General features: G+C 71.8%; 19 protein-coding genes and 2 pseudogenes. 4 read left to right on the top strand and 17 right to left on the bottom strand.

Going from position 1 to position 23,772, the window contains the following annotated elements; translation table 11 throughout:
• Both AOK15_RS46440 and AOK15_RS02460 read right to left on the bottom strand, forming a co-directional pair.
• On the bottom strand, positions 1-328 hold a 328-nt coding region (locus tag AOK15_RS46440), incomplete at its 3' end, for a protein kinase domain-containing protein (RefSeq protein ID WP_240508271.1).
• Positions 329-450: 122 nt separating this feature from the next.
• Entirely contained in the window at positions 451-1,839 is a 1,389-nt protein-coding gene (locus AOK15_RS02460) for an SMI1/KNR4 family protein (RefSeq protein ID WP_055512235.1), read from the bottom strand.
• 325 nt (positions 1,840-2,164) lie between these two features.
• Here AOK15_RS02460 and AOK15_RS02455 point away from each other — a divergent pair, with 325 nt between their 5' ends.
• Positions 2,165-4,009, top strand: coding sequence for a protein kinase domain-containing protein (locus AOK15_RS02455; protein WP_055512233.1), 1,845 nt, complete (start codon positions 2,165-2,167; stop codon positions 4,007-4,009).
• Between the two features lie 120 nt (positions 4,010-4,129).
• On the opposite strand, the gene AOK15_RS02450 is transcribed toward AOK15_RS02455, so the two are convergent.
• The 4 genes from AOK15_RS02450 to AOK15_RS02435 form a co-directional block, all read right to left on the bottom strand.
• Positions 4,130-5,050 carry a glycine betaine ABC transporter substrate-binding protein gene (locus tag AOK15_RS02450; protein ID WP_079058258.1) on the bottom strand — a complete coding sequence of 307 codons (921 nt, stop codon included), beginning with the start codon at positions 5,048-5,050 and terminating at the stop codon, positions 4,130-4,132.
• Between the two features lie 129 nt (positions 5,051-5,179).
• Positions 5,180-5,869, bottom strand: a complete 690-nt coding sequence (locus AOK15_RS02445) for an ABC transporter permease (RefSeq protein ID WP_055512229.1) — start codon at positions 5,867-5,869, stop codon at positions 5,180-5,182.
• On the bottom strand, positions 5,866-6,531 hold the full coding sequence (locus AOK15_RS02440) for an ABC transporter permease (RefSeq protein ID WP_055512227.1): 666 nt from the start codon (positions 6,529-6,531) through the stop codon (positions 5,866-5,868). Before AOK15_RS02440 ends, AOK15_RS02445 begins: the two co-directional genes overlap by 4 nt.
• Positions 6,528-7,691, bottom strand: coding sequence for an ABC transporter ATP-binding protein (locus AOK15_RS02435; RefSeq protein WP_055512225.1), 1,164 nt, complete (start codon positions 7,689-7,691; stop codon positions 6,528-6,530). The genes AOK15_RS02440 and AOK15_RS02435 overlap by 4 nt, the downstream gene beginning before the upstream one ends.
• A 198-nt stretch (positions 7,692-7,889) precedes the next feature.
• On the opposite strand from AOK15_RS02435, the gene AOK15_RS02430 reads away from it, so the two are divergent.
• Entirely contained in the window at positions 7,890-8,798 is a 909-nt protein-coding gene (locus AOK15_RS02430) for an amidohydrolase family protein (protein ID WP_055512223.1), read from the top strand.
• Positions 8,799-8,805: 7 nt separating this feature from the next.
• On the opposite strand, the gene AOK15_RS02425 is transcribed toward AOK15_RS02430, so the two are convergent.
• The 4 genes from AOK15_RS02425 to AOK15_RS02410 all read right to left on the bottom strand — a co-directional run bounded on the left by AOK15_RS02425 (position 8,806) and on the right by AOK15_RS02410 (position 13,998).
• Positions 8,806-10,242, bottom strand: a complete 1,437-nt coding sequence (locus tag AOK15_RS02425; protein ID WP_055512221.1) for a cytochrome P450 — start codon at positions 10,240-10,242, stop codon at positions 8,806-8,808.
• Between the two features lie 245 nt (positions 10,243-10,487).
• Positions 10,488-11,951 (bottom strand): aminotransferase class I/II-fold pyridoxal phosphate-dependent enzyme, encoded by a 1,464-nt coding sequence (locus AOK15_RS02420; RefSeq protein WP_055512219.1) that lies wholly within the window; start codon positions 11,949-11,951, stop codon positions 10,488-10,490.
• A gap of 147 nt (positions 11,952-12,098) precedes the next feature.
• On the bottom strand, positions 12,099-12,737 hold the full coding sequence (locus AOK15_RS02415) for a phosphoribosylanthranilate isomerase (RefSeq protein ID WP_055512217.1): 639 nt from the start codon (positions 12,735-12,737) through the stop codon (positions 12,099-12,101).
• A 46-nt stretch (positions 12,738-12,783) separates the two neighbouring features.
• The gene (locus AOK15_RS02410; RefSeq protein WP_055512215.1) at positions 12,784-13,998 is read right to left on the bottom strand and encodes a PucR family transcriptional regulator; all 1,215 of its coding nucleotides are present in this window, start codon (positions 13,996-13,998) and stop codon (positions 12,784-12,786) included.
• Between the two features lie 346 nt (positions 13,999-14,344).
• On the opposite strand from AOK15_RS02410, the gene AOK15_RS02405 reads away from it, so the two are divergent.
• Entirely contained in the window at positions 14,345-15,175 is an 831-nt protein-coding gene (locus tag AOK15_RS02405) for a DUF4394 domain-containing protein (RefSeq protein ID WP_055512213.1), read from the top strand.
• A gap of 16 nt (positions 15,176-15,191) precedes the next feature.
• Here AOK15_RS02405 and AOK15_RS02400 read toward each other — a convergent pair whose 3' ends face one another.
• The 4 genes from AOK15_RS02400 to AOK15_RS02385 form a co-directional block, all read right to left on the bottom strand.
• Entirely contained in the window at positions 15,192-16,577 is a 1,386-nt protein-coding gene (locus AOK15_RS02400) for an LCP family protein (protein WP_205632068.1), read from the bottom strand.
• Positions 16,578-16,847: 270 nt separating this feature from the next.
• Entirely contained in the window at positions 16,848-17,357 is a 510-nt protein-coding gene (locus AOK15_RS02395; RefSeq protein WP_055512208.1) for a DUF2690 domain-containing protein, read from the bottom strand.
• Between the two features lie 68 nt (positions 17,358-17,425).
• Positions 17,426-18,640: a hypothetical protein gene (locus tag AOK15_RS02390; RefSeq protein WP_055512206.1), complete on the bottom strand. Its 1,215-nt coding sequence runs from the start codon at positions 18,638-18,640 to the stop codon at positions 17,426-17,428.
• Between the two features lie 54 nt (positions 18,641-18,694).
• Positions 18,695-19,105 carry a hypothetical protein gene (locus AOK15_RS02385; RefSeq protein WP_157870147.1) on the bottom strand — a complete coding sequence of 137 codons (411 nt, stop codon included), beginning with the start codon at positions 19,103-19,105 and terminating at the stop codon, positions 18,695-18,697.
• Positions 19,106-19,352: 247 nt separating this feature from the next.
• Between AOK15_RS02385 and AOK15_RS02380 the strand changes: the two genes are divergently transcribed.
• Positions 19,353-21,344, top strand: a complete 1,992-nt coding sequence (locus tag AOK15_RS02380; protein ID WP_055512201.1) for a GDSL-type esterase/lipase family protein — start codon at positions 19,353-19,355, stop codon at positions 21,342-21,344.
• A gap of 479 nt (positions 21,345-21,823) precedes the next feature.
• On the opposite strand, the gene AOK15_RS02370 is transcribed toward AOK15_RS02380, so the two are convergent.
• The 3 genes and pseudogenes from AOK15_RS02370 to AOK15_RS46435 form a co-directional block, all read right to left on the bottom strand.
• Positions 21,824-22,987, bottom strand: coding sequence for a substrate-binding domain-containing protein (locus AOK15_RS02370; protein WP_055512197.1), 1,164 nt, complete (start codon positions 22,985-22,987; stop codon positions 21,824-21,826).
• A gap of 53 nt (positions 22,988-23,040) precedes the next feature.
• Positions 23,041-23,608 (bottom strand): annotated as a pseudogene (locus AOK15_RS02365) (ABC transporter permease); the annotation flags it as partial.
• A 2-nt stretch (positions 23,609-23,610) separates the two neighbouring features.
• Positions 23,611-23,772: pseudogene (locus AOK15_RS46435) on the bottom strand (ABC transporter permease); the annotation flags it as partial.

Below are 23,772 nucleotides of genomic sequence, written 5' to 3'. Positions count from 1 at the left end.
TGAGGGGCAGGGGCCCCTGCCGGTGCAGCCGGTCGCCCAGGGAGCCGCCGGGGCACAACTCCAGCACCATGTAGGGGCGGTTGTCCGCGAGGACCCCGGCGTCGTACACGGGCACCACGTGCGGGTGCCCGGAGAGCTGCCCTGCCGCCGTGACCTCCCGCAGGAAGCGCTGCCGGTCGCGCGCCGAGGACAGCACCCGGCTGTCCACCTTCAGCGCGACCTCCCGGCCGACGGCCAGTTGCCGGGCCCGGTACACGGTGGCGAACCCGCCCTGGCCCAGGACCTCCTGGACCTCGTAACCGGGCAGTTCCGTTCTGTCGGGCTCCATGGTGCCGTCAACCCCCAGCGCACGGCCGCGGGCAGCACGTCCGCCCGAGGATGAGCCGAGACTCTAGCCGAGCACGGTGACACCCGGACGCCCCTGGAGGGAGGGGCCTGCGACACGGACGTTCAGACCGTGTCCCGGCCGATCGGCCCGATGTCTCCCTCCACGCGGGTCCGAATGATCGGCGGACGGTTCCAGAGAGCGAGGATCTCGTTGGCGAGGTCGACGACGGGCAGCGGGTCGGCGTCGTGGCGGGGCTCGACGGAGGCGGCGAGCAGGGTGCGCGGGACGGTCCCGGCGTCGAGGAGGACGCGCCAGTCCTCGGGGCAGAGCCGGAGGTACTCCAGCCCGGTCAGCCGACTGATCTCCAGCGGGTCGGCGAGGGTGCCGGGGTAGGCGGCGAGGGTGCGCAGGCGGGGCAGCCCGACGACGGGGGCGAGACTGAGCGGCTCGTCATGCCAGATACCGATGCTGAGGACCTCCAGTCCGGGGTGGGCGGCGGCCTCGACACCCGGCACACCGCGGAAGTTGACGTGGGCCACCGCGGGCGGCCCGTCGTCGGCTCGACGGCGGCGGTCCTGCCGGGGCCCGCGCAGCACCAGCTCGGTGAGGGAGTCGGCGACCAGGCCCGCGCCGATGTTCTCCTCATGGCTCAGGATGATGATCTGCCCGATGTGTCCGCCCGGTCCGGGGGTCAGGTCGACCGCGAGGCGGTCGCCGCCGCCGTTGTCGCCGAAGGCGATCCAGCCGGGCGAGCCGACGAGTCCCTGCACCGCGGCGTCGGGCGGGGTGACGACCGCCTCCTTCGCGGCGAACCGCCACAGGCAGGGGCGGGAGGCCACGTCGGCCACGTACAGGTCGTCCAGGGAGAACAGCTCGCAGCCGACGGCACCGTACTCGCGCTCCGCCGCCGCGTGGTCGTCGCCGTGGTCCTGCCGGCGGGCCCGCGTCACCCGGTACAGCACCTTGAGTTCGTCGGGCAGGGCGACGCCGAGGCGCTTCTCGGCGGCGGCGATCTCCTCGTCCGTGGCGCCGATGGCTCGGGGCATCCGCTCGCGCAGTTTCCGCTCCAGTAGCTCCAGGTCCGCGGTCGGGGCCGGGGCGGCGCCGGGGACGGGGTCGGGCAGGCGGCGCCAGGGCTCCGGGAGGGCGCCCTCGACCAGGAGCAGCGAGCCGGGGTGCGGGCTGCCGACGCCGGACTCCACGGCGGGGCTGGGTCCGAGCAGCCGGAGCACGGCGGTGCCGGTGGGCGCGATCGCCGCGGTGAACGAGACGCCGTCGATGCCGGTGTCGGTGAGGGCGTCCTGGATCCGCCGTACCGCGTCGAACTCTTCCTGCATGTCCTCGACCTGGGACGCCCGCCCCGGCTTCGGGGCGGGCCGCCGCACGGGCACGCTCCAGGCGCCCCGGCTGATCTGCCCGGCCACCTGGTGGCCGGCTGCCGCCCGCTCGTTTCCGTCCCGCAGCACCCTCAGCAGCGGTTCCCACGTGGTGAAATCGTGGAGCGGGGACAAGAGGACCTCCGGGTGGTTCCGTCAAGCGGGGCCCGGCGATTATCGCGGGCGCCCGCAGCGGGTCCTGCTCCCACCCCGGCGTCGAAGCGTTTCCCGCACCACGCCGGCCGAGGTCGAGGGCACGGTTCCCTCCGTGCTCGGCCCGGCGCGGGTGCGGGTCGAGCCGTTCACCGACCCGACGGGCACCGTACTTCGGACCGGACCTGTCGGTTCGGGCACGACAGTGATACGGAAGTGACAGAAACCGCGTACATGACGCCCGGCTGAGCTAGCCTCGACTTCCGAAAGCGAACTGACGTACGCGGAAAGTGACTTCGGGGGTGTTGTGTCAGACCAGCGGCCGGTGCCACCGCGCTCGACGGCAGACGAGGCTCCGGCGCTGCGGAAGACGGGCGCCCTTCCTCTGCGCCCCGGCGACCCGGGCCGTATCGGCCCGTATGTGTCGCTGGGGCTGCTCGGCAGCGGGGGTATGGGGCGCGTCTATCTGGGGCGCCCCGCGGACGGCGGGCCCGAGCTCGTCGCCGTCAAGGTGATCAGGCCCGAGTACGCGGAGGACGTCCGGTTCCGGCGCCGCTTCGAGCGCGAGGCGGCCGTGCACGGCCGGGTCCGCACCGCGCACATGCCGAAGCTGTGCGGCACGGGGTTCGAGGACGAACTGCTGTGGATGGCCACCGAGTACCTGCCCGGTGTCGATCTCGCGGACGCCGTGAACGAGGAGGGTCCGCTGCGGACCGCCGCCGTCTGGCGGCTCCTGGCGGAGCTGGGGCAGGCGCTCGCCGACCTCTCGGACGCGGGCATCGTGCACCGGGACCTCAAGCCCTCCAACGTCCTGGTCTCCGCCCGGCGCGCCCATGTCATCGACTTCGGCATCGCGAAGGCCGCCGACGCGAGCGCCATCACGGGGACGGGCAACCGGGTGGGCACGCCGGCCTACATGTCACCGGAGTACCTGCGCACCGGTGAGTGCGAAACGCCCTCGGACGTGTTCTCGCTGGCCTGCACCCTGGTCTACGCGGCGACGGGCACCGCCCCGTTCGGCGACGGCACCGGGGTCGACGTGATGCACCGGGTCGCCTTCGAGGAGCCCAACGCGAAGGTGATCCGGGAGCTCGCCGAGTCCGACGAGGACCTCGCCACGCTGCTGTGGTCGTGCCTCGCCAAGGAGCCGGGACGCCGGCCCACACCGCAGGACCTGGTCCGGACGGCGGGGTCCCGTACCGGCCCGTCGGGCACCGTCGACTGGCCGGAGCCGCTGGGCGGCATGGTGCTCGTCCGGCAGCAGGCGTACGAGGCGCTGTGCCGGCTGCCCCTCGTCCAGGCGCCCGTCTTCCCGGCCGCCGACGACGCGGAGGAGCGGGCACCGGCGCCCGCCGCCGAGGAGACCGGGCCCGCCGCCGAGGAGCCCCGGCCCACCGCGGCCGGCTCCGCCGGACCCTCGCGGGAGGCGGCCCCCGCCCCCACGGGCGGCCGGGCGGCGTTAGATTCGGCGGCGCCCACCCGGACGCGCCGCAAGCGGGCGCTGGCGGTCGGCGGCGCGGGCGTCGCCCTCTGCGCGGTGGCCGCGGGCGTCTTCGTCCTCACCCCCCCGGACAGCTCCGGGGCAACCACCCCGGAGGCGGGCACCTGGTCGACCGGGAAGAGCGCGCCCGACGACGCGGTCTCCCCGTCGACGTCCGGGAAGTCGAAGGGCGCACCCGCTCCGGACGGCCACGGCTCCTCGCTTACGGAGGTGTCCGGCAAGGACAAGGGCAAGGACAAGGGCGACAGCGCGGCCATCGACGGTACGTCCGCACGCCCCGACGCCTCCGCGCCCGCCGATGACGACCGGACCGACGGCACCGAACCGGACACCCCGGTCGACGACGGCTCCGACGCCCCGGACGATCCCGAACCGACCCCGAGCGACCCGCCGGCCGACTCCGGTGATCCGGCCTGGCTCACGGACTGCACGTACTACTCGGGCAACGGCCGCACCCGTCTCGGCGACAGCGGCAAGCGGGTGTTCCAGGTGGAGTGCATCCTGAGCAAGCGCGGATACGGCGTCAGCACGGACGGCGAGTTCGACAGCGGGACGGAGGCCGCCGTCGAGGAGTTCCAGAACGCCGTGGGACTGAAAGCGAACGGTGTCGTCAACCGCAAGACCTGGTCCGCACTGCGCAGCCCGGAGTGACGGTCCCGCGGGCCCGCCCGGACCGACCGTCTGGTGGGCCCGCCCGGACCGACCGTCCCGCACGCCGGCCCGGCATGGCGGCCCCGCACCCCCCGCGGAGGGTGCGGGGGTGCCGGACGGTCAGCCGGTGAGGCCGGACTTCTTCAGCCACTCCTCGGCGACGACGCTCGCGTCCTCCTTGTCGTTGACGAGCTTCTTCATCATCTCCAGCAGGTCCTCGGTGGTGAGCTTCGCGGAGACCCCATTGAGCGCCTCCCTGGCCTTGGCGTCGACGGCCTTCTTGTACACGAGGGGCGTCACGTTCTGCGACGAGAAGAGGTTCTTCGGGTCCTCCAGGACGACCAGCTTGTCCTCGATGATGGCGGGGTCGGTGGTGTACAGGTTGGCGGCCTGCACCTTGTCGTCCTTGAGCAGCTTCACGAGGGTGGTCTGGGCACCCGCGTCGAGCGGCTGGAACTTGCCGAACTCCACGCCGTAGACCTTCTTCAGACCCACCCCGCCCTGGGTGCGGGTCTTGAACTCCGAACCGGCCCCGAGGGTCAGGTCGCCCGCGACGGGCTTGAGGTCGGCGAGGGTCTTCAGGTCGTACTTCTTCGCCGTCCTCGCGGTCACCGTGACCGAGTCCTTGTCCTCGGCCGCGGCGGAGTCGAGTATCTCCACGGACTTCGGGAGTTTGGCCTTCAGTTCGGCGTTGATCTCCTCGGTGCCGGTCGCGGTGCTGTTCTTGTCGACGGCCACCGACAGCAGGGCGCCGTTGTACTCCGGGAAGACGTCGATACCGCCCTTGACGATCTGGTCGTAGTAGACCTCGCGGGCCCCGATGTCGAACTTGCGGGTCACCTTGAGGTCCTTGCCCTCCAGGGCCTGCGCGTAGATCTCGGCGAGCAGTTGGTTCTCGGGGAAGTTGGCCGAGCCGACGACCAGGGAGGAGCCGCCGCCACCGCTGTCGCCCGTCAGCGGATTGTCGTCGCTGCCGCCCTCGCTGCCGCAGGCGGTGAGGGACAGGGCGGTGATCAGGCCGAAGGCGACGCCTCGGTACATGCCTCGCATGGATGTTTCCTTTCTCATGGCCCGAAGGGCGCGGAACAACGGAGGAGTTCTGGAGAACGCCGGGGTCCCGGAGACCGACGGAGTGCGGGACGACGACGGAGTCCGGGAGACCGACGGAGTTCAGGATTTCGGCGCCGAGACCCTCAACCCCGGTGACACGACTGCCCGCCCCAGCGCTGTGAACGCGGCCTGCACGACGAGCGCCAGGGCGACCACGACCGCGGAGCCACCGATGACCAGCTCGTAGTCGTTGCGGGCGAGCCCGTCGACGATGAAACGGCCGAGGCCGCCGAGCCCCGGATAGGCGGCGACGGTCGCGGTGGCCACGACCTGGATCGCGGCCACCCGCAGGCCCAGCAGGATCAGCGGCAGCGCCATCGGCACCTCCACCTTCACCAGGACCTCCCACTCGGTCATGCCGACACCGCGCGCGGCGTCCCGGGCGGCCGGGTCCACGCCCCGGACACCCTCGAAGGTGTTGATGAGGATCGGCGGCACCGCGAGCGCGACCAGGGCGACAAGCACCGGCGCGGTGCTGAGCCCGGCGAGCGTCACGACGAGGACGACGAGGCCGAAGGTGGGGATCGCGCGGGCGAGGTTGGCGACGCTCGCCACGGCGAACGCCCCGCGCCCGGTGTGTCCGACGAGCAGCCCGGCCGACAGCCCGATCAGGGCGGCGCACAGCAGGGACAGACCGCTGTAGGTGAGGTGTTCCACGAGTCGTGCGGGGATGCCCTCGTCGCCGTGCCACTGCGCCGACGAGGTCAGCCAGTCCGCCACGAGCCGGATCTGGTTGAGGAAGTCGTTCATGCCGTCGTCACCCTGCTCCGGGACCAGGGGGTGAGCAGTCGCTGCGCGAGGACCAGCAGCGCGTCCGTGGCGAGCGCGAGCAGCATGATCAGCGCGATGGCGGTGACGATCGGCGTCGGGAAGTCGAGCTGGAGGCCGCGGGTGATGTAGTAGCCGAGGCCGCCCTGGCCGATGAGCTGGCCGACGGCGACGAGGCTGATGGAGGAGACCGCGGCGACGCGCACGCCGGCGATGACGACGGGCACGGCGATGGGCAGTTCGACCTGGAGGACACGGCGGACGGTGCCGAAGCCCATGGCGGTCGCTGCGAGCCGGACCGGTTCCGGGACCGAGGCGAGACCGTCGACGACGTTGGGCACGAGCACCGACAGGGTGTACAGCGTCAGCGGGATCATCACCGTCTGTTCGGTCAGCCCCGTGTACCGGACGAAGACCATGAACAGGGCCAGCGACGGGATCGAGTACAGGATGTTCGCCACGGTCAGGACCGGCGGGTAGAGCCGGCGCCTGCGGTGGCAGAGGATGCCCAGCGGCACCGAGACGAGCAGCCCGAACAGCACCGGCAGCAGACCGAGTCTCAGGTGGAGGGCGGTGTGGTCGGCCAGTTCGGCGGTGTGGTCGGCGATCCACTGCCACCGGACCAGCGGTTCCCCGTCGCTCATCGGTCACCGCCCGCGCTGTCGGCGGCCACCGGGCTCCCGGACGCGTCCGTCCTCACGGCCGCGTCCGTACGGCTCGCGGGTGCCGCCCCGGCGGTCAGCTCGTAGGCGTCGGCGACGCCGACGACCGCGCCGTCGGCGTCCACGCCCACCGCGAGCCGGGCGGGCGACAGCAGCGCCGAGTCGAGGGCGGCCCGCGCCGAGTCCCCGGCCAGGCTGAAGGTGTGGCCGAGCGGCACCAGGGCGGCGTCCGCGAGGGTGCCGCTGCCCGGCAGGTCGGCGACCGGGGTCCAGCCGAGGGGCCTGCGCGCGTCGTCGACGACGAGCACCCAGGGCTCGTCCAGGGCGCGGGCCGCGGTCACGGGCGAGGTGACCGGCAGGACCGGGCCCTCGCGCAGCGGCAGTCCGGCGGCCTGCACGAAGGACAGCCGGCGGATGCCCCGGTCCTGGCCGACGAATCCGGCGACGAAGTCGTCCGCGGGGTCGGCGAGCAACCGCTCGGGGGTGTCGAACTGGGCGAGCCTGCCGCCGTCGCGGAACACGGCTATGCGGTCGCCGAGTCTGATCGCCTCGTCGATGTCATGGGTGACGAACACGATCGTCTTGTGCAGCTCCTTCTGGAGCCGGGCGAACTCGGTCTGGAGTTCGGCCCGCACGATGGGGTCGACCGCGCTGAACGGCTCGTCCATGAGCAGCACCGGCGGGTCGGCGCCCAGTGCCCTGGCCACGCCGACGCGCTGCTGCTGGCCGCCGGAGAGCTGGTTGGGATAGCGCTTGGCCATCTCGGCGGGCAGCCCCACCAGTTCGAGCAGCTCGGCCGCCCTGGCCCGCGCCTTCTTCCTGCCCCAGCCGAGGAGCAGCGGCACGGTCGCGATGTTGTCGAGGACCGTGCGGTGCGGGAAGAGTCCCGCGTGCTGGATCACGTAGCCGATGCCCCGGCGCAGCTCGGGCGCGTCGACCTCGCGGATGTCCCGGCCGCGCAGGCTGACCGTGCCCGCCGTGGGTTCCACCATGCGGTTGATCATCCTGAGGGTGGTGGTCTTGCCGCAGCCGGAGGGTCCGACGAGGATCGTGATGGCGCCCTCGGCGAGCTCCACCGTGACCTCGTCGACGGCTGTCGTGCCGTTCGGATATTTCTTGCTCACCGCGTCGAATCTGATCAAGAGTGCCCCTCACCCGACTGCATATGCTCATGCACAGTTGTCCGTGACTGAATGACAGTCAATGGACTTTCATGAACGGCACGTTACGTTCACACGATGCCGGTCCGGGGACGTCCGGAACATGGGGATCCAGCGGCTTATATTCCCTTTCGTGTGCCACGACCGCACGCCGGGCGGCCGTGCTTTCCTGGAGTCATCATGACCAACGTCGACGTGCACCAGCATCTGTGGACCCCCTCGCTGGTGGCGGCCCTGCGGTCCCGCCGGGAGCCGCCGTTCATGGACGGCTGGACCCTGTTCCTGGACGGGGAGCCTCCTTACGAGGTGGCGCCCGCCGCCCATGACATCGCCCGGCGTGCGGAGCTCGCCGCCGCCGACGGCCTGGGCCGGGCCCTCGTCTCGCTGTCCTCCCCGCTCGGCGTCGAGTGGCTGCCCGGGGAGCAGGCGCGCCCCCTGCTCGACGCCTACCACGAGGGCGTGGCCGCCCTCCCCGAGCCGTTCGGGGCGTGGGCCGCCGCCTGCGTACGGGACGTCGACGCGGCCGCGGCCGCCGAGGACCTCGGCCGGGGCGGGTTCGCCGGTCTGCAACTACCGGCCGACGCCCTCGCCGACGCGGCCGGTTACGCGCGCTGCTCCCCGCTGCTCGACCTGCTGGAGGACCGCGACCTCCCGCTGTTCGTGCATCCCGGCCCGGCGGGGAAGGCGGGCGCCGAAGGGCCGGGCTGGTGGCCGGCGATGGTCCCGTACGTGCAGCAGATGCACGCCGCCTGGTTCGCCTTCCGTGCCTTCGGACGGCCCCGTCATCCCCGGCTGCGGGTCTGTTTCGCGCTGCTGGCCGGGCTGGCGCCGTTGCACGGGGAGCGCTTCGCCGCCCGCGGTGACGCCAGCCTCGCGGCAACGGACAGGCGGGTGTTCGTGGAGACGTCGTCGTACGGCCCCACCGCCGTGGACTCGGTCGTGCGGGCCCTCGGGGTGGACGCGGTGGTCCAGGGCTCCGACCGGCCCTACGCGGAGCCGCCGCTCCATCCCGGCTTCGGCCTGGGGGGAGCGGCGGCGTACGCCTTCCGTATCGCCAATCCGCGGCGGCTGCTCACGGGCGAGGACTGAACCGCGGTCAGCGGCCGGTGCGGATGAGGCCCGTCAGATAACGCCACAGCGACGAACGCTGCCGCGCGGAACGGTCCCGTGCCGCCGACCCGGCCACCCCCGGTTCCGTCGTCGTCTCCCCCGCGAGGTCCGTCTCCGCGGGCTCGGCCGTGGACGGCTCGGGGGTCGGGGCCAGGGTGTAGCGGACGGGCAGTGAGCGCAGGCCGCGCATGAACGGCGAGGAACGCCAAGGGAGTTGGTCGACAGGCAGCGCCAGCTCCAGATCGGTGAACCGCTCGAACAGGCGGCCTACACCGACTGCCGCGATGGTGGAGGCCAGCTCGCGGGCGGGGCACTGGCGGCGGCCTGCGCCCCAGGAGAGGTGCGCGCGGGTGCTGACCGTGGTGTTCGTCGCCGCGTGGCCGGCGAAGACCGGGTCGGCGTGCGCGGCGGCGGAGGAGACCCAGACCGGGTCGCCCGCGCGGATGGTGTAGTTGCCGAGCGGGGTGTCCTTGGCGGCGAAGCGCGGGACGAAGTTCACCAGCGGCGGCTTGCGCATGACCACCCGGTTCATGGTCTCCCGGACCATGCCGGCGGACAGGCTGGCGCGGATGCTGCCCTCGCCCGAGAGGACCTCGACGACGGTGTTGGAGATGAGGATGCCGACGTGGTCGGAGGTCATGCCCAGCAGCATGAACAGCTCGCGGGCCAGTTCGTCGAGCGTGAGGCCGGGGTGCGCGGCGAGGAGGTAGGAGGGGAAGTCGTCCCCGGGGTTCTCGAGCTTCTGCGCCGCCAGGTCGGCGAGGGCCGCCAGCAGGCGTTCGAGGGCCGGCTCGGCGTCCGGGCCGGCGTCCAGCACCCGCCACATGTCCATGAGCGCGTCGTCGCCCTGGGAGCCGGGGAAGCCGAGGAGGTGGCTGGCCGCCATCAGCGGCAGCGGCCGGGAGAACTGGGCGGACAGGTCCGCCAGGCCCGTGCCGCCGGCCTGGCCCACCAGGGTGATCAGGTCATCGGCGCAGGCGGTGACGGCCGCCTTGAGCCGTTTGGCCTGGGCGTGGCGCGGGTCCTGGAACGGCCGGAGCGCGGTGTCCCACGCGGTCCGCAGCGGCTTGTACCCGGCGCCGCCCTGGATCAGTACGTGGTTGACCTCCAGGGAGGGGCCGAGCGGCCAGTCGGCGGGCACCCGGCCCTCCGAGCGGGCCCGCCAGTTCTCCAGGCCCTTGGGCCAGCCGTCGTCGTCCTGGAGGACCTCCAGGGACTCCTTGTAGCCGAGGACCAGCCAGGCGGGGACGCCCAGCAGATCGACCGGCGCGACCGCGCCGTGCCGCTGCCGCAGCCGCTCGTACACCAGGGACGGGCGCATCTCGTAGTCCCGGGTCAGCAGCGGTTGGGGATCCAACGCCTCCAACCGCCGGTCGTCCGCGTCCACGGACCCGCCCTCGCCCGTCTGGGATTCCACCGCCATGCCGCCCCTCCGACACTCCCCGTACCGGCGCACCTTCAGTCGGTAGCCGGAACCGGTGGGGACCTTACCCCAGGCCAACCCCGCGGAGAACGACGGGTGGCCGGATTTCACGGACACGGACACGACAAAGGGGTCACGCGTCGCGAAAGGGCGCGGCGCCCCGTGCCCACCGGACAGTTCGGCCTCCCGGCGCGGAGTTCAGCCCGGTCTCCCGGAGGGGCGTCCGGTCTCCCCGCGCCACGTCGTCAGTGCCGTGCCACCACCCGCAGGGTCCTGACCGACTGGTCGCCCGCGTCCGGGACGAGGACACCGTGCTCGACGCCGCTGCGCAGGTAGTCGAGGACCTCGTCGGTGATCACCTCGCCGGGGGCGATCACGGGGACGCCCGGCGGGTACGGGCTGATCATCTCGGCGGCGACCCGGCCCGCCGCCCGCTCGGCGGGCACATGGTCGACCTCGGCGAAGAACGCGTCGCGCGGCAGCATCGCCTGCTCCAGCTCCAGCGCCGACGCCTCGGGCAGATGGACCGGCGGCTGCCGTTCGACGGTGTCGGCGCTCTCGACGAGGGCGCGCAGGGAGTCGAGGAGGATCTTCTCGGTCTCGTCGTCGTCGGCGTGGGTGATGGAGGCGCTGATCCGGCAGGTGTCGGACCCGCCGACGTCCACATGGCGGTGGGTCCGCAGCCACTCGGCGGCCTGCATGCCGCTGATGCCCAGTTCCCGTACGTCGATGACCAGCTTCAGCGGGTCGAACTCGGCGGCGAGCCCCTCGTCGACGACGTCCTGGCCCATCGGCCGCAGGCCGCGCAGGTCACCGGCGGTGGCCCGGATCCTCTGGGCGCGGCGCACCGCCGCCTCCAGCAGGTCGTGCCCGTGCTGGACCATCTGGCGGCGCCAGCCGTCGAGCGTCGCGAACACCAGCGACGAGGCGCTGGTGGTGCCGAGCAGGTCCTCGCGCTGCTTGAGCACCTCCGGGGAGACCCGGTCGTACTGGAGGTGGAAGACGGAGCTCTGCTCCACGGCGCCGCCCATCTTGTGGACGCTGGTGACCACCAGGTCGGCCTCGGCGTCCATGCCCCAGACGGGCAGCGCGGGGTGGAACGGCAGATGGGCGCCCCATGCCTCGTCGACGATGAGGGGGACGTCGTACTCGTGGCACACCCGGGCCACGCCCCGGACGTCGGCGCAGGTTCCCCAGTCGGTGGGGGTGATCAGCAGCATGCCCTTGGCGTCCGGGTGTTCCTCCAGTCGGCGGCGTACGTCGTCCGGCTCCGGGGGGTGGGCGATATGGCGTTCGGCGTCGAACCTGGGGTGGACCCAGATCGGTTCGACCCCGTTGACGACGACGCCGGCGATCACGGACTTGTGGGCGTTGCGGGAGAGCAGCATCTTCTCGCCGGGGCCGGCCACGGAGAGCATCGCGGTCTTCACCGACAGGGAGCTGCCGCAGGTGGAGAAGAAGGCGTGCTCGGCGCCGACGGCGTCGGCCATCAGCTCCTGTGCCTGGCTGATGACGCCCTGCGACTGGCGGCGGTCGTCCAGCCCGTTGAGGGAGAGGACGTCGGAGCGGAAGACGTCGAGCCCGACGATCTCCGCGACCCGCGGGTCCACACCGCGGCCCTGCCGGTGTCCGGGCGGCCCGAACACCGTGTCGCCGCGTCGCCGGAACTCCTGCAGCGCCTCCAGCACGGGTACCCGCGAGTGGTCCATGGCTCCTCCAAGTGGGTCCCGTCCGCGCGGCGCCCTCGGCACCGCGCGGCGCTCCGCACGTACACCCACCGGGTTGCACGTGCGGGACCCTCGAAACGCGCCGAACACCGCACGTCGGCGGTGCTCGCCGCGTTCGGGGCCGGAGGGTCACCGCCCGCCGCGGGCGGCCTTCACGAAGGCGGTGATCAGGGCGGGGTCCTTGACGCCTCGGCTCCGCTCCACGCCGCTGGACACGTCGACACCCCAGGGCCGGGCGGTGTCGACGGCGTTCCGTACGTTGTCGGGGGTCAGGCCCCCGGCGAGGAGCCACCGGTCACCGGGGTCGGCCACCGGCATCCGGGACCAGTCCCAGGCCATGCCGGAGCCCGGTACGGGCGCGTCGAGCAGCAGCATGTCCTCGCCCATCTCGCCGCAGCGCGGCACCGAGTCGCCGAACGCGGCGGCGCGGATCAGCGTGCGGCCGTCCGCCGCCAGCGCGTCGTAGTAGCCGCGGTCCTCCGACCCGTGCAGCTGGACGGCGCGGATGCCCGACTCGGCGGCCAGGGAGCGTACGTCGTCCAGGCTCTCCCCGCGGAAGACTCCGACGGTGAGGACGTGCTCGGGGATCCGGCGGGACAGCCGCGCGGCGGTGGCCGCGTCGACGCGGCGCGGGCTGGCGGTGAGGACGAATCCGATGGCGTCGGCGCCCGCCTCGACGGCCGCGTCGACGTCCTCCTCGGTCCGCAGCCCGCAGATCTTGATGAAAAGGGAGTCACTGGAGTTGCTCACCGCCCCAGACTGCCTCATCGGGGGCGCCCACGGGAGCGCGGCCTCCCTGTCCGGAGGGTGCGGCTCAGTCCCATGCCCCGGACAGCCACCGGGTGACGACCGAGCTGAGGACGCGGACCCCCCGGGTGGAGCCGGGGTCGATGTTGGTGAGTTCCCGTACCCGGCGCAGGCGGTAGTCCAGGGTGCGGGTGTGCACGTTGAGGGCGGCGGCCGTGGCGCCGCGGTGCATGTCGTGGCGGTAGTACGCGTCGAGGGTGACGAGGAGGTCGGGGCCCGGCTCCAGCCGTCCCACCAGCGCGCGGAGCCAGTCGTCGACGAACGGTACGTCCGCGACGGCGACCTCGGTGAACACATCGGCCACGGTGTACGGCCGCAGCCGCTCGGACACCGGGCGCAGCGGGGCAGCCCGACTGACCCGCCGGGCCCGGTCGAGGGCGTCGGCCAGCTCGCCGACCGGCGCGACGGCGGTGCCGACGGCGCAGGGCCGGCCGAGGGCCCGGGCGAGGTCCCGTACGGGGGTGGCGACGAGGTCGGGCACGGAGTGCGCCGGTGTGGTCTCGGCGAGGTCCCGGGACAACGGCACCAGGACGATCAGTTCACCGTCCTTTTCACCGTCGTCCGTGGACCGGGCGACCAGAACCCGGTGGGTTTTCACCAGTATCTCGATGTCGGGGTCCAGGGCGCTGTCGTCGGCGGGGCCGCCGGGGGCCCGGATCACGGTCACCGCGCAGAATTCGGGCAGTTCCGTACCCGTGACGGTGGCGAGTTCGGCCGCCATGGGATCACCGGTGAGCAGTGACCGGGCCAGCAGGTCGATTTGCTCGACGTACGGCAAACGGCGCCGCATCACCGTCACGAATCCCTGCCGGTAGGCGCTTATTCCCCGCTCTCCCTGCGGGGCGAACCAGCTCATCATCCGCATGAGTTCTTCCACTCCGCCGCCGCGCTGCGCCTCGATCGCCTCGTTGATCTCACGCAGCATGAGCGCGGTGTGCAGGTGCAGTACTTGCTGTCGCGAAGAGGGTGACATTCCCGCATCGGCCCGCACCTCGCCCATGAAGGTGATGGAGTCGAGGTCGGTGTCGCTCAACTCGTCGTTGTCCGGGGAGAGTTCGACGGTACGCCGACGCAGCCACACCGCGTAGTCCAGTGTCTCGGCCCTGGCTCGCCGGTTCGTGTCCAGGATCGCGAACTCCGGAATCTCACGTGCGTACGTCTCGACCTCCCGGCGGGCGTTGGTCGACGCCTGCCGGGCCAGTTCGGCGAAGAGGCTCCCCATGGCAGGAGCATCCCATTCCGCCGTAACCGGCCGACAGACCGGTTCCGGACCCCTTCATCACTGTGCGCAAAACCGATGTCGGGATACCTGCGGCGCTTTTGTCACAGTGCGCAAAATTCCCGGATCAGGGCGTTCTCGCCCATCGACTCCACTTGTGGAGGCACTGTGAAGTCGGCTTAATGGGGACCGATTCCGGCCCGCGCCCCGCAATCACCGGGGGAATCAATACGGGATTCGGCCCGGAAATCTCTCAGCCTGCGCGCCGGGCGCCGGCGGACTACCGAAACGGGAGGGACACACCGTGAAAGCGAGTATCCGAAAGAGAATCGCGGCGGCGGCAGCGGTCATGGCCACGTCGACGGCGCTTCTGCTGAGCGCTCCGGGGTCCGCCTCGGCCGCCCCCGCCGCCGTCCCCAGCCTGCGGGCGTTCGGGATCACCGGCGACGGCACGCTGATGGCCACGTTCACCACCGACCGCCCCGACGTCCTCAACTGGGTCAGGACCGTCACCGGGCTCAGCGGTGACACGGCCCTGGTCGGCATCGACTTCCGGGTGCAGGACGGACTGCTGTACGGCGTCGGCAACAAGGGCGGCATCTACACGATCAAGACCCCGCCGGCCACCCAGGACGTCGTGGTCACCAAGGTGTCCCAGCTCCAGTACGCGCTGCACGGCACCACGTTCGGCGTCGACTTCAACCCGGCGGCCGACCGGCTGCGGGTGATCAGCGACAACGGCCAGAACCTGCGGCACAACCTGAACGACCACTCGACCATCCAGGACCTGAACCTCACCACCCCGCCGGTCGAGGGCACGACCAAGGGCGTCACCGCCGCCGCGTACACGAACAACGACCTCAACGCGGCCACCGCGACCACCCTGTTCGACGTCAACACGAACACCGACCAGGTCGTGATCCAGTCCCCCGCCAACAACGGCACGCTCGCCCCGACCGGCAGCCTCGGCGTCGACGCCCAGCTGAAGGCCGGCATGGACATCTACAGCACGCTCAGCGGCGGGCGGACGGTCGACAACGCCGCCTTCGCCTCCCTCACCCCGTCGGGTGCGAGCAACCCGACGCTCTACACCGTCGAACTCCTCACCGGCCAGGCGACCCCGATCCGTCAGTTCCCGCTGAACATCACGGATCTGGCGATCAGCCTCACCGGCAGCTGACCCCTGCCCGTCCGGGTCACCGCAGGGTGGCGGGGTCGAGGTCCGTTCCGACGACGAGGGTGACCACGCCCTGCGCGGCGCCCGCGTCCTCGGCGGCCCGGACGTCGGGCAGACGCGAGGTGAGGACCTTCGCCTGCTTCGCCAGGTCCGGCGGGTAGGCGACCGTCGTCTTCGCGGTGGTCTCGGGCGCGTTGCCCGTGCCGACGACGGTGATCCCGGCGGCGCGCAACTTCTCGGCGACGGCGGCGGCGCGCCCCGTGACCCCGGTGCCGTTGAGGACCTGCACCCGCACGTTCGAGGCGTAGACGAGGCCCTCCTTGGCCCGGGTCTGGAACGGCTTCTTCTCGACCTCGCGGTCCTTGGCGAGGGAGGTGAACAGGTCCGCCGCGTACGGGTACTGCCACACCACGTTGGCGCGGTCGCTCGGGACGTCCGCCTCACGCGGGTAGTTGGGGACCGTCAGGAAGGTCAGCCGGTCGCTGGGGATGCCCTTCAGTTCGGAGGCGAGGTCGTACAGCGGGTCGATGCCCGCGAGATCCTTGTCCGTGGTGAGGGACTTGGTGGCGGACTGCATGAAGTCGTACAGCGCGCCGGGGCTGGTCAGCTTGGACTTCGCCTTGGCGGCGAGGGCCTCCATGAACTCCTGCTGGCGCCCGATGCGCCCGATGTCGGAGCCGTCGCCGACGGCGTAGCGGGTGCGGACGTAGCCGAGGGCGGTCTCGCCCTTGACGGTCTGGCAGCCGGGTTCCATGTCGAGGAGGGCGTTCTCGTCGTGGATGGCCTGCTCGGGGCAGACCTCTATGCCCTCCAGGGCGTCGACCATCCCCTTGAAGCCCGAGAAGTCCACGGACATGAAGTGGTCGATGCGCAGCCCGGTGTTGGCCTCGACCGTCCGGATCGAGCAGGCGGCGGCGCCGGCGACCTCGCCGGTGGAGCCGCCGATCGCGAACGCCTCGTTGATCTTGGCCCGGTGCGGGCCCGAGGTGCCGCCGTCGCCCTTCTCGCACGCCGATATCTCGACCCACGAGTCGCGGGGGAACGACACGACGGTCGCCCACTTCCGGTTCGCGGGGATGTGCAGCACCATCAGCGTGTCCGACTGCATGGTGGTCAGGTCCCGGCCGTACTTGGCGTTCTTCCCGTCTCGGCTGTCCGAGCCGACGACCATGATGTTCTTGGAGCCGGGGCTGAGGTTCACCGGACGGTTCCCGCCGAGCTTGTCGTCGACGTCGGCGGCCGTGATGTTGTCGTCGAGGTCCTTGTACACCCAGGCGCCGACCCCCGCGACACCGAGCACGACCACCGCGGACACGCCCGCGACCCAGCCGACGATCCTGCCCCGCCGTGTGAGCCGCGTCCCCCCGCTGCCGATCCCGGCACGCCGCCTTCCCGTACCACCCACCGGCGTTCCCCCCGCCTCGGCCGCATCCGGCCGGTCGACTGACTCTCCACGCCCGGCACTTGTGATCACCGAACCCGAGGACTCTATCCCTGGAGAGATACGGAAGGACGCCCAACTCGGCTCACCCACCACGGTGGCCACCCCGTCACCCCGTGATCCGTGCGCCCCACCCGCGGCGCCGCCGGCGCGAACGCCGCCCGGGGCCGCCGGCGCGACCACGGGCGGCGACGCCGCGCCCTTGCTCCGGCCCGGGGAGACCCGTCACAGGGCTCAGCCGCAGATCTGGCGCCCCCACTCCCCGTACGGGTAGCCCGCGTTGCCACCCGTGTCGGCGCTGCCGGTCCCGCAGGAGCGGGTGTTGGGGGTGTAGACCATCAGGCTCCACTGATAGGGCTCGCCTGCGGCCACGTTGCCGCGGCCCACCGTCAGGGCCGGGCCGTCCGCACCGGCGGGGCGGGTGATCTCCGCGTCGTTGCGGCAGGGATGCCCGCTGCAACTGGTGTTGTCGGACCGGACGCGAATCCACTGGGTCAGACAGGTGTTGCTGTAGCGCATCTCGATGGTGCCGACCTGACGGGTCGTGCCGATCAGGTAGAGAGGCGCGGAGGCGAGCGTCTTGGCGTTCGAGGCGCAGCCGGTGGCCGCCGGATCGGCGCCGTCATAAGGGCTGGCGGCATGGGCGGGGGAAGCGCCCTGCACGGTGAAGACCGTCGCGAAGGCGGCTGCGGCGAACGCCGTCGCCAGCGTCCTGCGGCGGCCGCCGCTGTTCGTCTCGGGCATCCTGTGTGTCCCCTTCCGATCGTCGCGTTCCTGGTCGTGTGCTCATGTCCCTTGAATTTCCGGGGGCTTCAGCACAGTCGGACATCCGGCAGTTGATTGTCCGGATGGCTGATGTAGATGTTGGAGATGTAGCCGCCGTACTGGGGCAGATACGCCCACCAGTCGTTGGTGTACGGGGGTACGGAGACGGTCTGACCCTTCTTCTGGCAGCCCACCAGTACCTCCACCCCGGCGGGCAGTCGGGTCAGCACGTTGTTCCCGATGCGCGGTTCGCTCCGGACGGCGACCTGCGAGCTCCACGTTCCGTACCACTTTCCGGTCGGCGGAACGCCACCGGGAACATTCAGCGAACGGGTCAGACGACCGATGTCGGTGTACGCCTTCCCGTAGGAAGCACCTGCCTCGTGCTGGGTGAGGACGGCCACGATGGAGCGGTCCCCGGTCCCGACGGTGCCGGTGGAATGCAGAACCGGGTGGGTCAGATCCACGGCCGCGGCGACGGGATCGGCTTCTGCGACGGGATCGGCTTCGGCCGCCGTCCCGGCCGAGACCGTGCTCGCGGGGCCGCACGTGCCCTCCGGGTACGAGCTGCCCGACCAGCCCTGCTTCACGGCCCAGGGCCGGTTGAAGGCGCCGGCGATGCCGAAGTGCTGGTCGAACCCGTCCGACGCGCAGCGGGTCGACTGACGCAGGTTGTCCATGATGAAGGTGCGTACGGACGCGGGGGCCTTCTCCAGGATGTAGCGGTAGACCGTCACCGTGTCGCGGGCCGACATGGCGGTGTAGCCCCAGAAATCCGGGTTGGCAGGGGGCTCCGTGTCGCTCAACTCGAGGTTGCGGCGCATCCGGGTGACGATCGACGTATAGCCGTGGTTCGACCAGTAGTCATTGGCCGCGTCGTCATCGCTGCTGCGGAGCATGGGTTCCAGCCAGGCACGGTCGGCGGCCGGGACAGGGGAGCCGGGGTCCCGGTTCCAGAAGTAGTCCAGCACCATCAGCAGTTTGACGATCGAGGCCGAACGGAACTGCATGCCCGGGTTCAACTGCTCGGTGAAGGTGCCGGCCTGCCGGTCGTAGACGGCGACCCCGGCGGTGACACCGGCGGGCACGACGACGCTGGTGCGCGCGGCGGCCGAGGGGTCGTCGGGGTGTGCCGGTGCGGCAGCGGCCGAAGGGGAGAACACGGCGCCGACGAGGGTCAGGGAGAGGAACGCCGTGACCGTGGCGAGGAGACCTGTGTGTCTGCGGCCCGCGGTGGCCTTGGTGGAGGCAGTGCAAGGCATGTCTTCATCGACCTTCGCGTGAGGACGTGAGGAGAGGACAAGGCGTGACCACCATCAGGAGGGGCACTGGCGGATCTGTTGCTTCCAGACGTCGGGGTTGCCCGTGTTCAGGTACCAGTCGTTGACGTAGCCCCAGCGACTGTTGGGGAGCTCGATGGACATCCAGTAGCGGTAGTTGGCGTTGTCGTAGGCCCCGTCTCCGAGCGTCCAGCAGGACAGGCCGACCTCGTTGCCGTTGTACAGCCTGCTGTAGGCGGCCTCGATGGAGTCGTAGCCGTAGCCGGGGCCCCGGCGCACCAGCAGATACGAGCCCGGGTCGATACCGGTGACCGTGGTGCAGGGAATCCAGCTGCCGGACCTCTGGCACTGGTGGATCGCGGCGTTCGCAGGTGTCGCCGTGCCCAGAAGCGCCGCCACGGCGGCGATCGCCGTGCCGGCCGTGGCCAGAAGTTTTCCGCGTCCCATGCGCATGTCGAGTGTGCCCTTTCGTTTCATTTCAGTCCCGCACCGAGTGCCGAACCGAAGCTTGTCGAACCGAAGCTTGCCGACCCGCGGACCACATCCGCCCTCCCTTTCGGTCAGGACCGAAACCCGGAGGTCGCGGCCCGGCCACCGGGGCTCCTGTGCGGACCCTTGACCATGAATCGATTCACTGCTTCTGTTGTGAAGCTGTACATGGGAGCGCTCCCGCATCAGGTGAGAAAGGATCCCCATGCACACCTCCCCCCACAGGTCCGCGCGGGCCCTCGCTGCCGCGCTCACCGCCGTTCTCGTCGCCTGCCTGCTGTCCCTGACCGTCGTCGGCCGGGCGCACGCGGCGCCCGGGGACGGCTCCGTGTCCGACCCGAACATCGCCTACGTCGGGCGCTGGGACACTGCCTCGGGCACCACGGCCGTGGCCAACTGGACCGGCGCGTACGTCCAGACGTCCTTCACCGGCACCACGGTCAAGGTACGGGCGAGGGACGCCGTCAACCTCTACGCGAGCGTCGACGGCGGCCCCGACGTCTTCCACGCGGGCGTCCGCGGCACCGTGAACCTCACGCCCCAGCCGCTGCCGCCGGGCACCCACACCCTGCGGATCACCTACCGGTCCGGTGACACCGTCTTCCAGGGCCTGGTCCTCGACCCCGGCGCCCGCACGGTCGCCCCGAACGCGCCCTCGGGCCTGATCGAGTTCGTCGGCGACTCCATCACCGCGGGCGCCCTCACCGACCGGCTGGCACTCGACTCGTACGCCTGGAAGACCGGCGAGCGACTCGGGATGCGGCACACCCAGGTGGCACGGGCGGGCTACTGCCTGGTCGGGCGGTCCGGTTGCACCGGGCTGAGCACCCAGTTCTTCCGGACGGCCAGCACCGGTGGCGCTGACTGGGACTTCTCCCGCTACCGGGCGAGCGCGGTCGTCATCAACCTCGGCACCAACGACATCGGGCACGGGGTGTCCGGCGCCGCGTTCCAGTCGGCGTACACCGCGTTCCTGCGGGACGTCCGGGCGAAGTACCCGAACGCGGTCCTGTTCGCCGTCCAGACCCTGAAGAAGCGCTACGTCCCCGAGACCAGGGCCGCGGTCACCGCCCGCGTCAACGCAGGTGACGGCAGGGTCCGTTACGTCGACACGACCGGCTGGCTCAGCGACGGCGCCGACTACGAGGACGGCAACGGGCACCCCAACGAGGCCGGCCACACCAAGTTCGCGAACCGGTTGGCGCCCGTCATCGGCTCGGCCCTGAGCGGCACGGCCACTGCCTCCGCGAAGGCAGCCGCTCCCGGACAGCCGGGCGACCCGAACATCACGTTCGTCGGCCGCTGGGACACGACCGGCTCGGCCACCGCGTACACGCCGTACTGGGCGGGCGCGTACTACCGCGTCGGTTTCACCGGCCGCACGGTCCAGTTGAGGCAGCGCGGCACGATCGACTTCTGGGCACGGATCGACGACGGCCCGGTGAAGTTCTACGACGACGTGAAGGGAACCGTGAACCTCACCCCGGCTCCGCTGTCGTCGGGCCGGCACACCCTCCAGGTCAACTACCAGGTCGTCGCGGGCTCGTACCGGGGCGATGCCGTGTTCCAGGGCCTGGTGCTCGACAGCGGCGCGACGACCTTCGCGCCGCCCGCGCCGGGGAGGCTCATCGAGTTCGTCGGCGACTCGATCACCGTCGGGACGACCACCTCGCAGAACGCCCGCACCGCCTACGGGTGGCTGATCGGGGAGCGGCTGGGCACCGAACACACCCAGATCGCCCAGGGCGGTGCCTGCCTCGTCGCCACGGCAGACGGCTGCGTGGGGCTGGAGCGGCAGTTCGGGAAGCTCAACCCCAACGCGGCGACCCCCGACTGGAACCCCTCCCGGTACCGGGCCGACGCGGTGGTGATCAACCTCGGCACCAACGACGTGGGGCACGGCGTGAGTTCGACGGAGTTCCAGTCGGCGTACACCAGTCTGCTGCGCAAGGTCCGCGCCGCGTATCCGCAGGCCTGGATCTTCGCCCTGAAGACCTTCCGCGGCCGGTACGTGCCGCAGACCGAGGCGGCCGTCCGCGCGGCGGTCGCGGGCGGCGACGCGCGGCTCTCCTTCGTGGACACCACGGGATGGCTGGGCTCCGGCGACCTCACCGACTCGGTCCACCCCAACGACCGGGGCCACCGTGTCATCGCCGACCGTCTCGCACCGATCATCGCCGCCAGGATCGGCGCCTGACGCGCATCGCCGCGAGCGGGGCCTGGAGTGGCTCGCCGGTGCCACGGTCGCCGGGGCGCCCGAAGCCGACCCGAGGGAGAACTCATGCGCTCCTCCCCCGTCCGTCGCGGTGTGACCGCCGCCGCCCCGACCGCCGTCCTCGCCCTTTCGCCGCTCGCCGCTCGCCGCCACCGCGGTGGTGGACGCCGGGGACGGCGACGTCGTGCGCGTCAGACTCACCGGCGTCACGGCCGTCGACAGGAGCCCCGGCACGTCGAGCCCGGCGACAGCCGGGTCACCCATCTGAAGCTGTACACCCCGAAGGAAAGTTCGCCGGTGACGCCGGCGCGCGGTGCGCCGCCACCGCCGAGACGTCCATCGCCGGCGGAACCGGCGTCCACACGGACGCCGAGGGCGAGGGCTGCATCACCCTCGACGGCGACCGCGTCCACCTCGATCTCCGCGTCGAGGACTGACGTCGTGTCCGCGCGACCGGGCCGTCAGCGGCCCCAGATCTTCCGGTAAGCCTCCTGGTAGCCGGACGGGTTCCAGGTGGTGGCGCCCTCGCTGTTGTCGGCGGTCGTGATGTGGACGGGGGCCACATAGCCGCTGGCGGGGCTGCCGGAGAAGGCGCGGTTGAACTCGTCGACGATCTGCCAGCCCTGGAGGGACAGCGGCTCGGGCACGGTGGCCGCCTGGTACTGGCGGCTGTTGACGCGCTGGAAGGCGGACGGGTCGCCGTCCCCCGCACCGATGTTGAAGGGCGGACCCGAGCCCTTCCGCCCGGCGGCGCGGAACGCCGGGGCGGCGTCGGCGAAGTACAGGTCGTTGATGGCCACGGAGTGGGTCCAGCGGTCCTGGAAGCGGGAGAGCAGCGAGGACACCTCTCGGGGCGTACGGCTGCTCGCGTCGGGGATCGGGATGTTCTCGTAGGACAGCAGCCGTACGCCCCGGCAGGTGGCCAGCTCCTTTCTGATCAGCTCGGACTTGTGCTTGGCGAAGGGGATCGAGGCGTCGGTGAACACCACGACCCCGGCGTTCCCGTCGGAGTCCGCGATGACCCACTGGGCGCTGATCCTGGCCACCGCCTCGACGCGGGTGGTCACGTTGGTGAAGAGCGGGGGCTGCCTGCTGGGGCCGGGGGAGGCGACCGCGTGCCAGCCGACGAGCGGGATGTCCGCCGCGTTCGCACGGGCGACCTGCTGCGACGTCGAGTTGGGGTCGAAGCCGCCGATGACGATGCCGGACGGCCGGAGCGCGAGGGCCTCGCTCATCGCCGCCTGGATGCCAGCCGGGGTGCCGCCGCCGTCGATCACCCGCACGTTCCAGCCGATCACCCGCGCGGCCTCCCGTACACCGTCGGCGGCCCCGGCGACGCCCGGGTTCGTCATGGTCTGCGCGACGAAGACGAGGGTCCTGCCCGCTACCGCCCTCGGGCCGGTCGTCGGTCCGTTCCAGGGGACGTCGGTCCGCTCCGCCCCGCCGACGGCGTCCGCGGCCCTGGCGCGGACCGCCGGACAGCCGTCCGCGGTCGCGGGTGAGTCCCCCGAGTCGCTCGACGAACCGCGTTCGCAGCCGGTCAGGGCGGCGGCCGCGGCCAGCAGGAGGGCGGCGGCGGACCGGGCCGTGCGGGTGCCGGAGGTGGGGGTTCGGTGGTGGTGCACGGGCGCTCCTCGCGCAGGGGTGCGGGGCTCGGTGCCGCTGCGGGCGGTCCGGTTCATGGGCTGCCGTCCTCGGGCGTCACGGCCACGGCGTCGGAGGTCGTGGCGGCCCCGGTGCGCAGCCGGCGCCGCGCGGAGTAGCCCGCCAGGCCGACCGCGAGCAGCAGGGTGCCGCCGTGGAAGAGCGGGACCGTCCAGAACTCGGCGCCCAACTGGGCGATACCGGTGAGGCCGACGGCGAGGACGGCGACCGCGACCAGGGTGCCCAGGGGGTTGGGGCGGCCGGGCCGGATGGCGGTGGCGCCGAGGAGGGCGCCGACGAAGGCGGGCAGCAGATAGTCGAGGCCGACGCTCGGGTTGCCCAGTTGCTGCTGGGCCGCGAGCAGGACGCCCGCGCAGCCGACGATCAGCCCCGAGGTGGCGAAGGCGCACACGGTGTACTTGCGGACCGGGATGCCGACGAGGTCGGCGGCGCGCGCGTTGGAGCCCACGACGTACAGGTACCGGCCGAGCGGCAGCCGCTCCAGCACCACCCAGAGGGCGACCGTGAGGGCGAGGACGTAGAAGGCCGGGACCGGGAGGCCGAGGAAGGTGGAGTCGTAGAGGTCGGTGAAGGCGGCCGGCNNCGGTGACGATGGGGACCATCGCGGCCAGAGCGAGGACGGCCGGGATGGACTGCGTGGACAGGATCGAGTCGAGGGTGTCCAGCGTGGGGAATGTGCCGGGCAGGGCGAGGGAGAAGACCAGGTAGAGCAGGCCGGTGAGGACGAGGAGTCCGTACGCGCCGG

The organism is Streptomyces ossamyceticus, assembly GCF_001418475.1.
Taxonomy (GTDB): domain Bacteria; phylum Actinomycetota; class Actinomycetes; order Streptomycetales; family Streptomycetaceae; genus Streptomyces; species Streptomyces ossamyceticus.
This window is presented reverse-complemented; position numbering and strand designations above follow the sequence as displayed.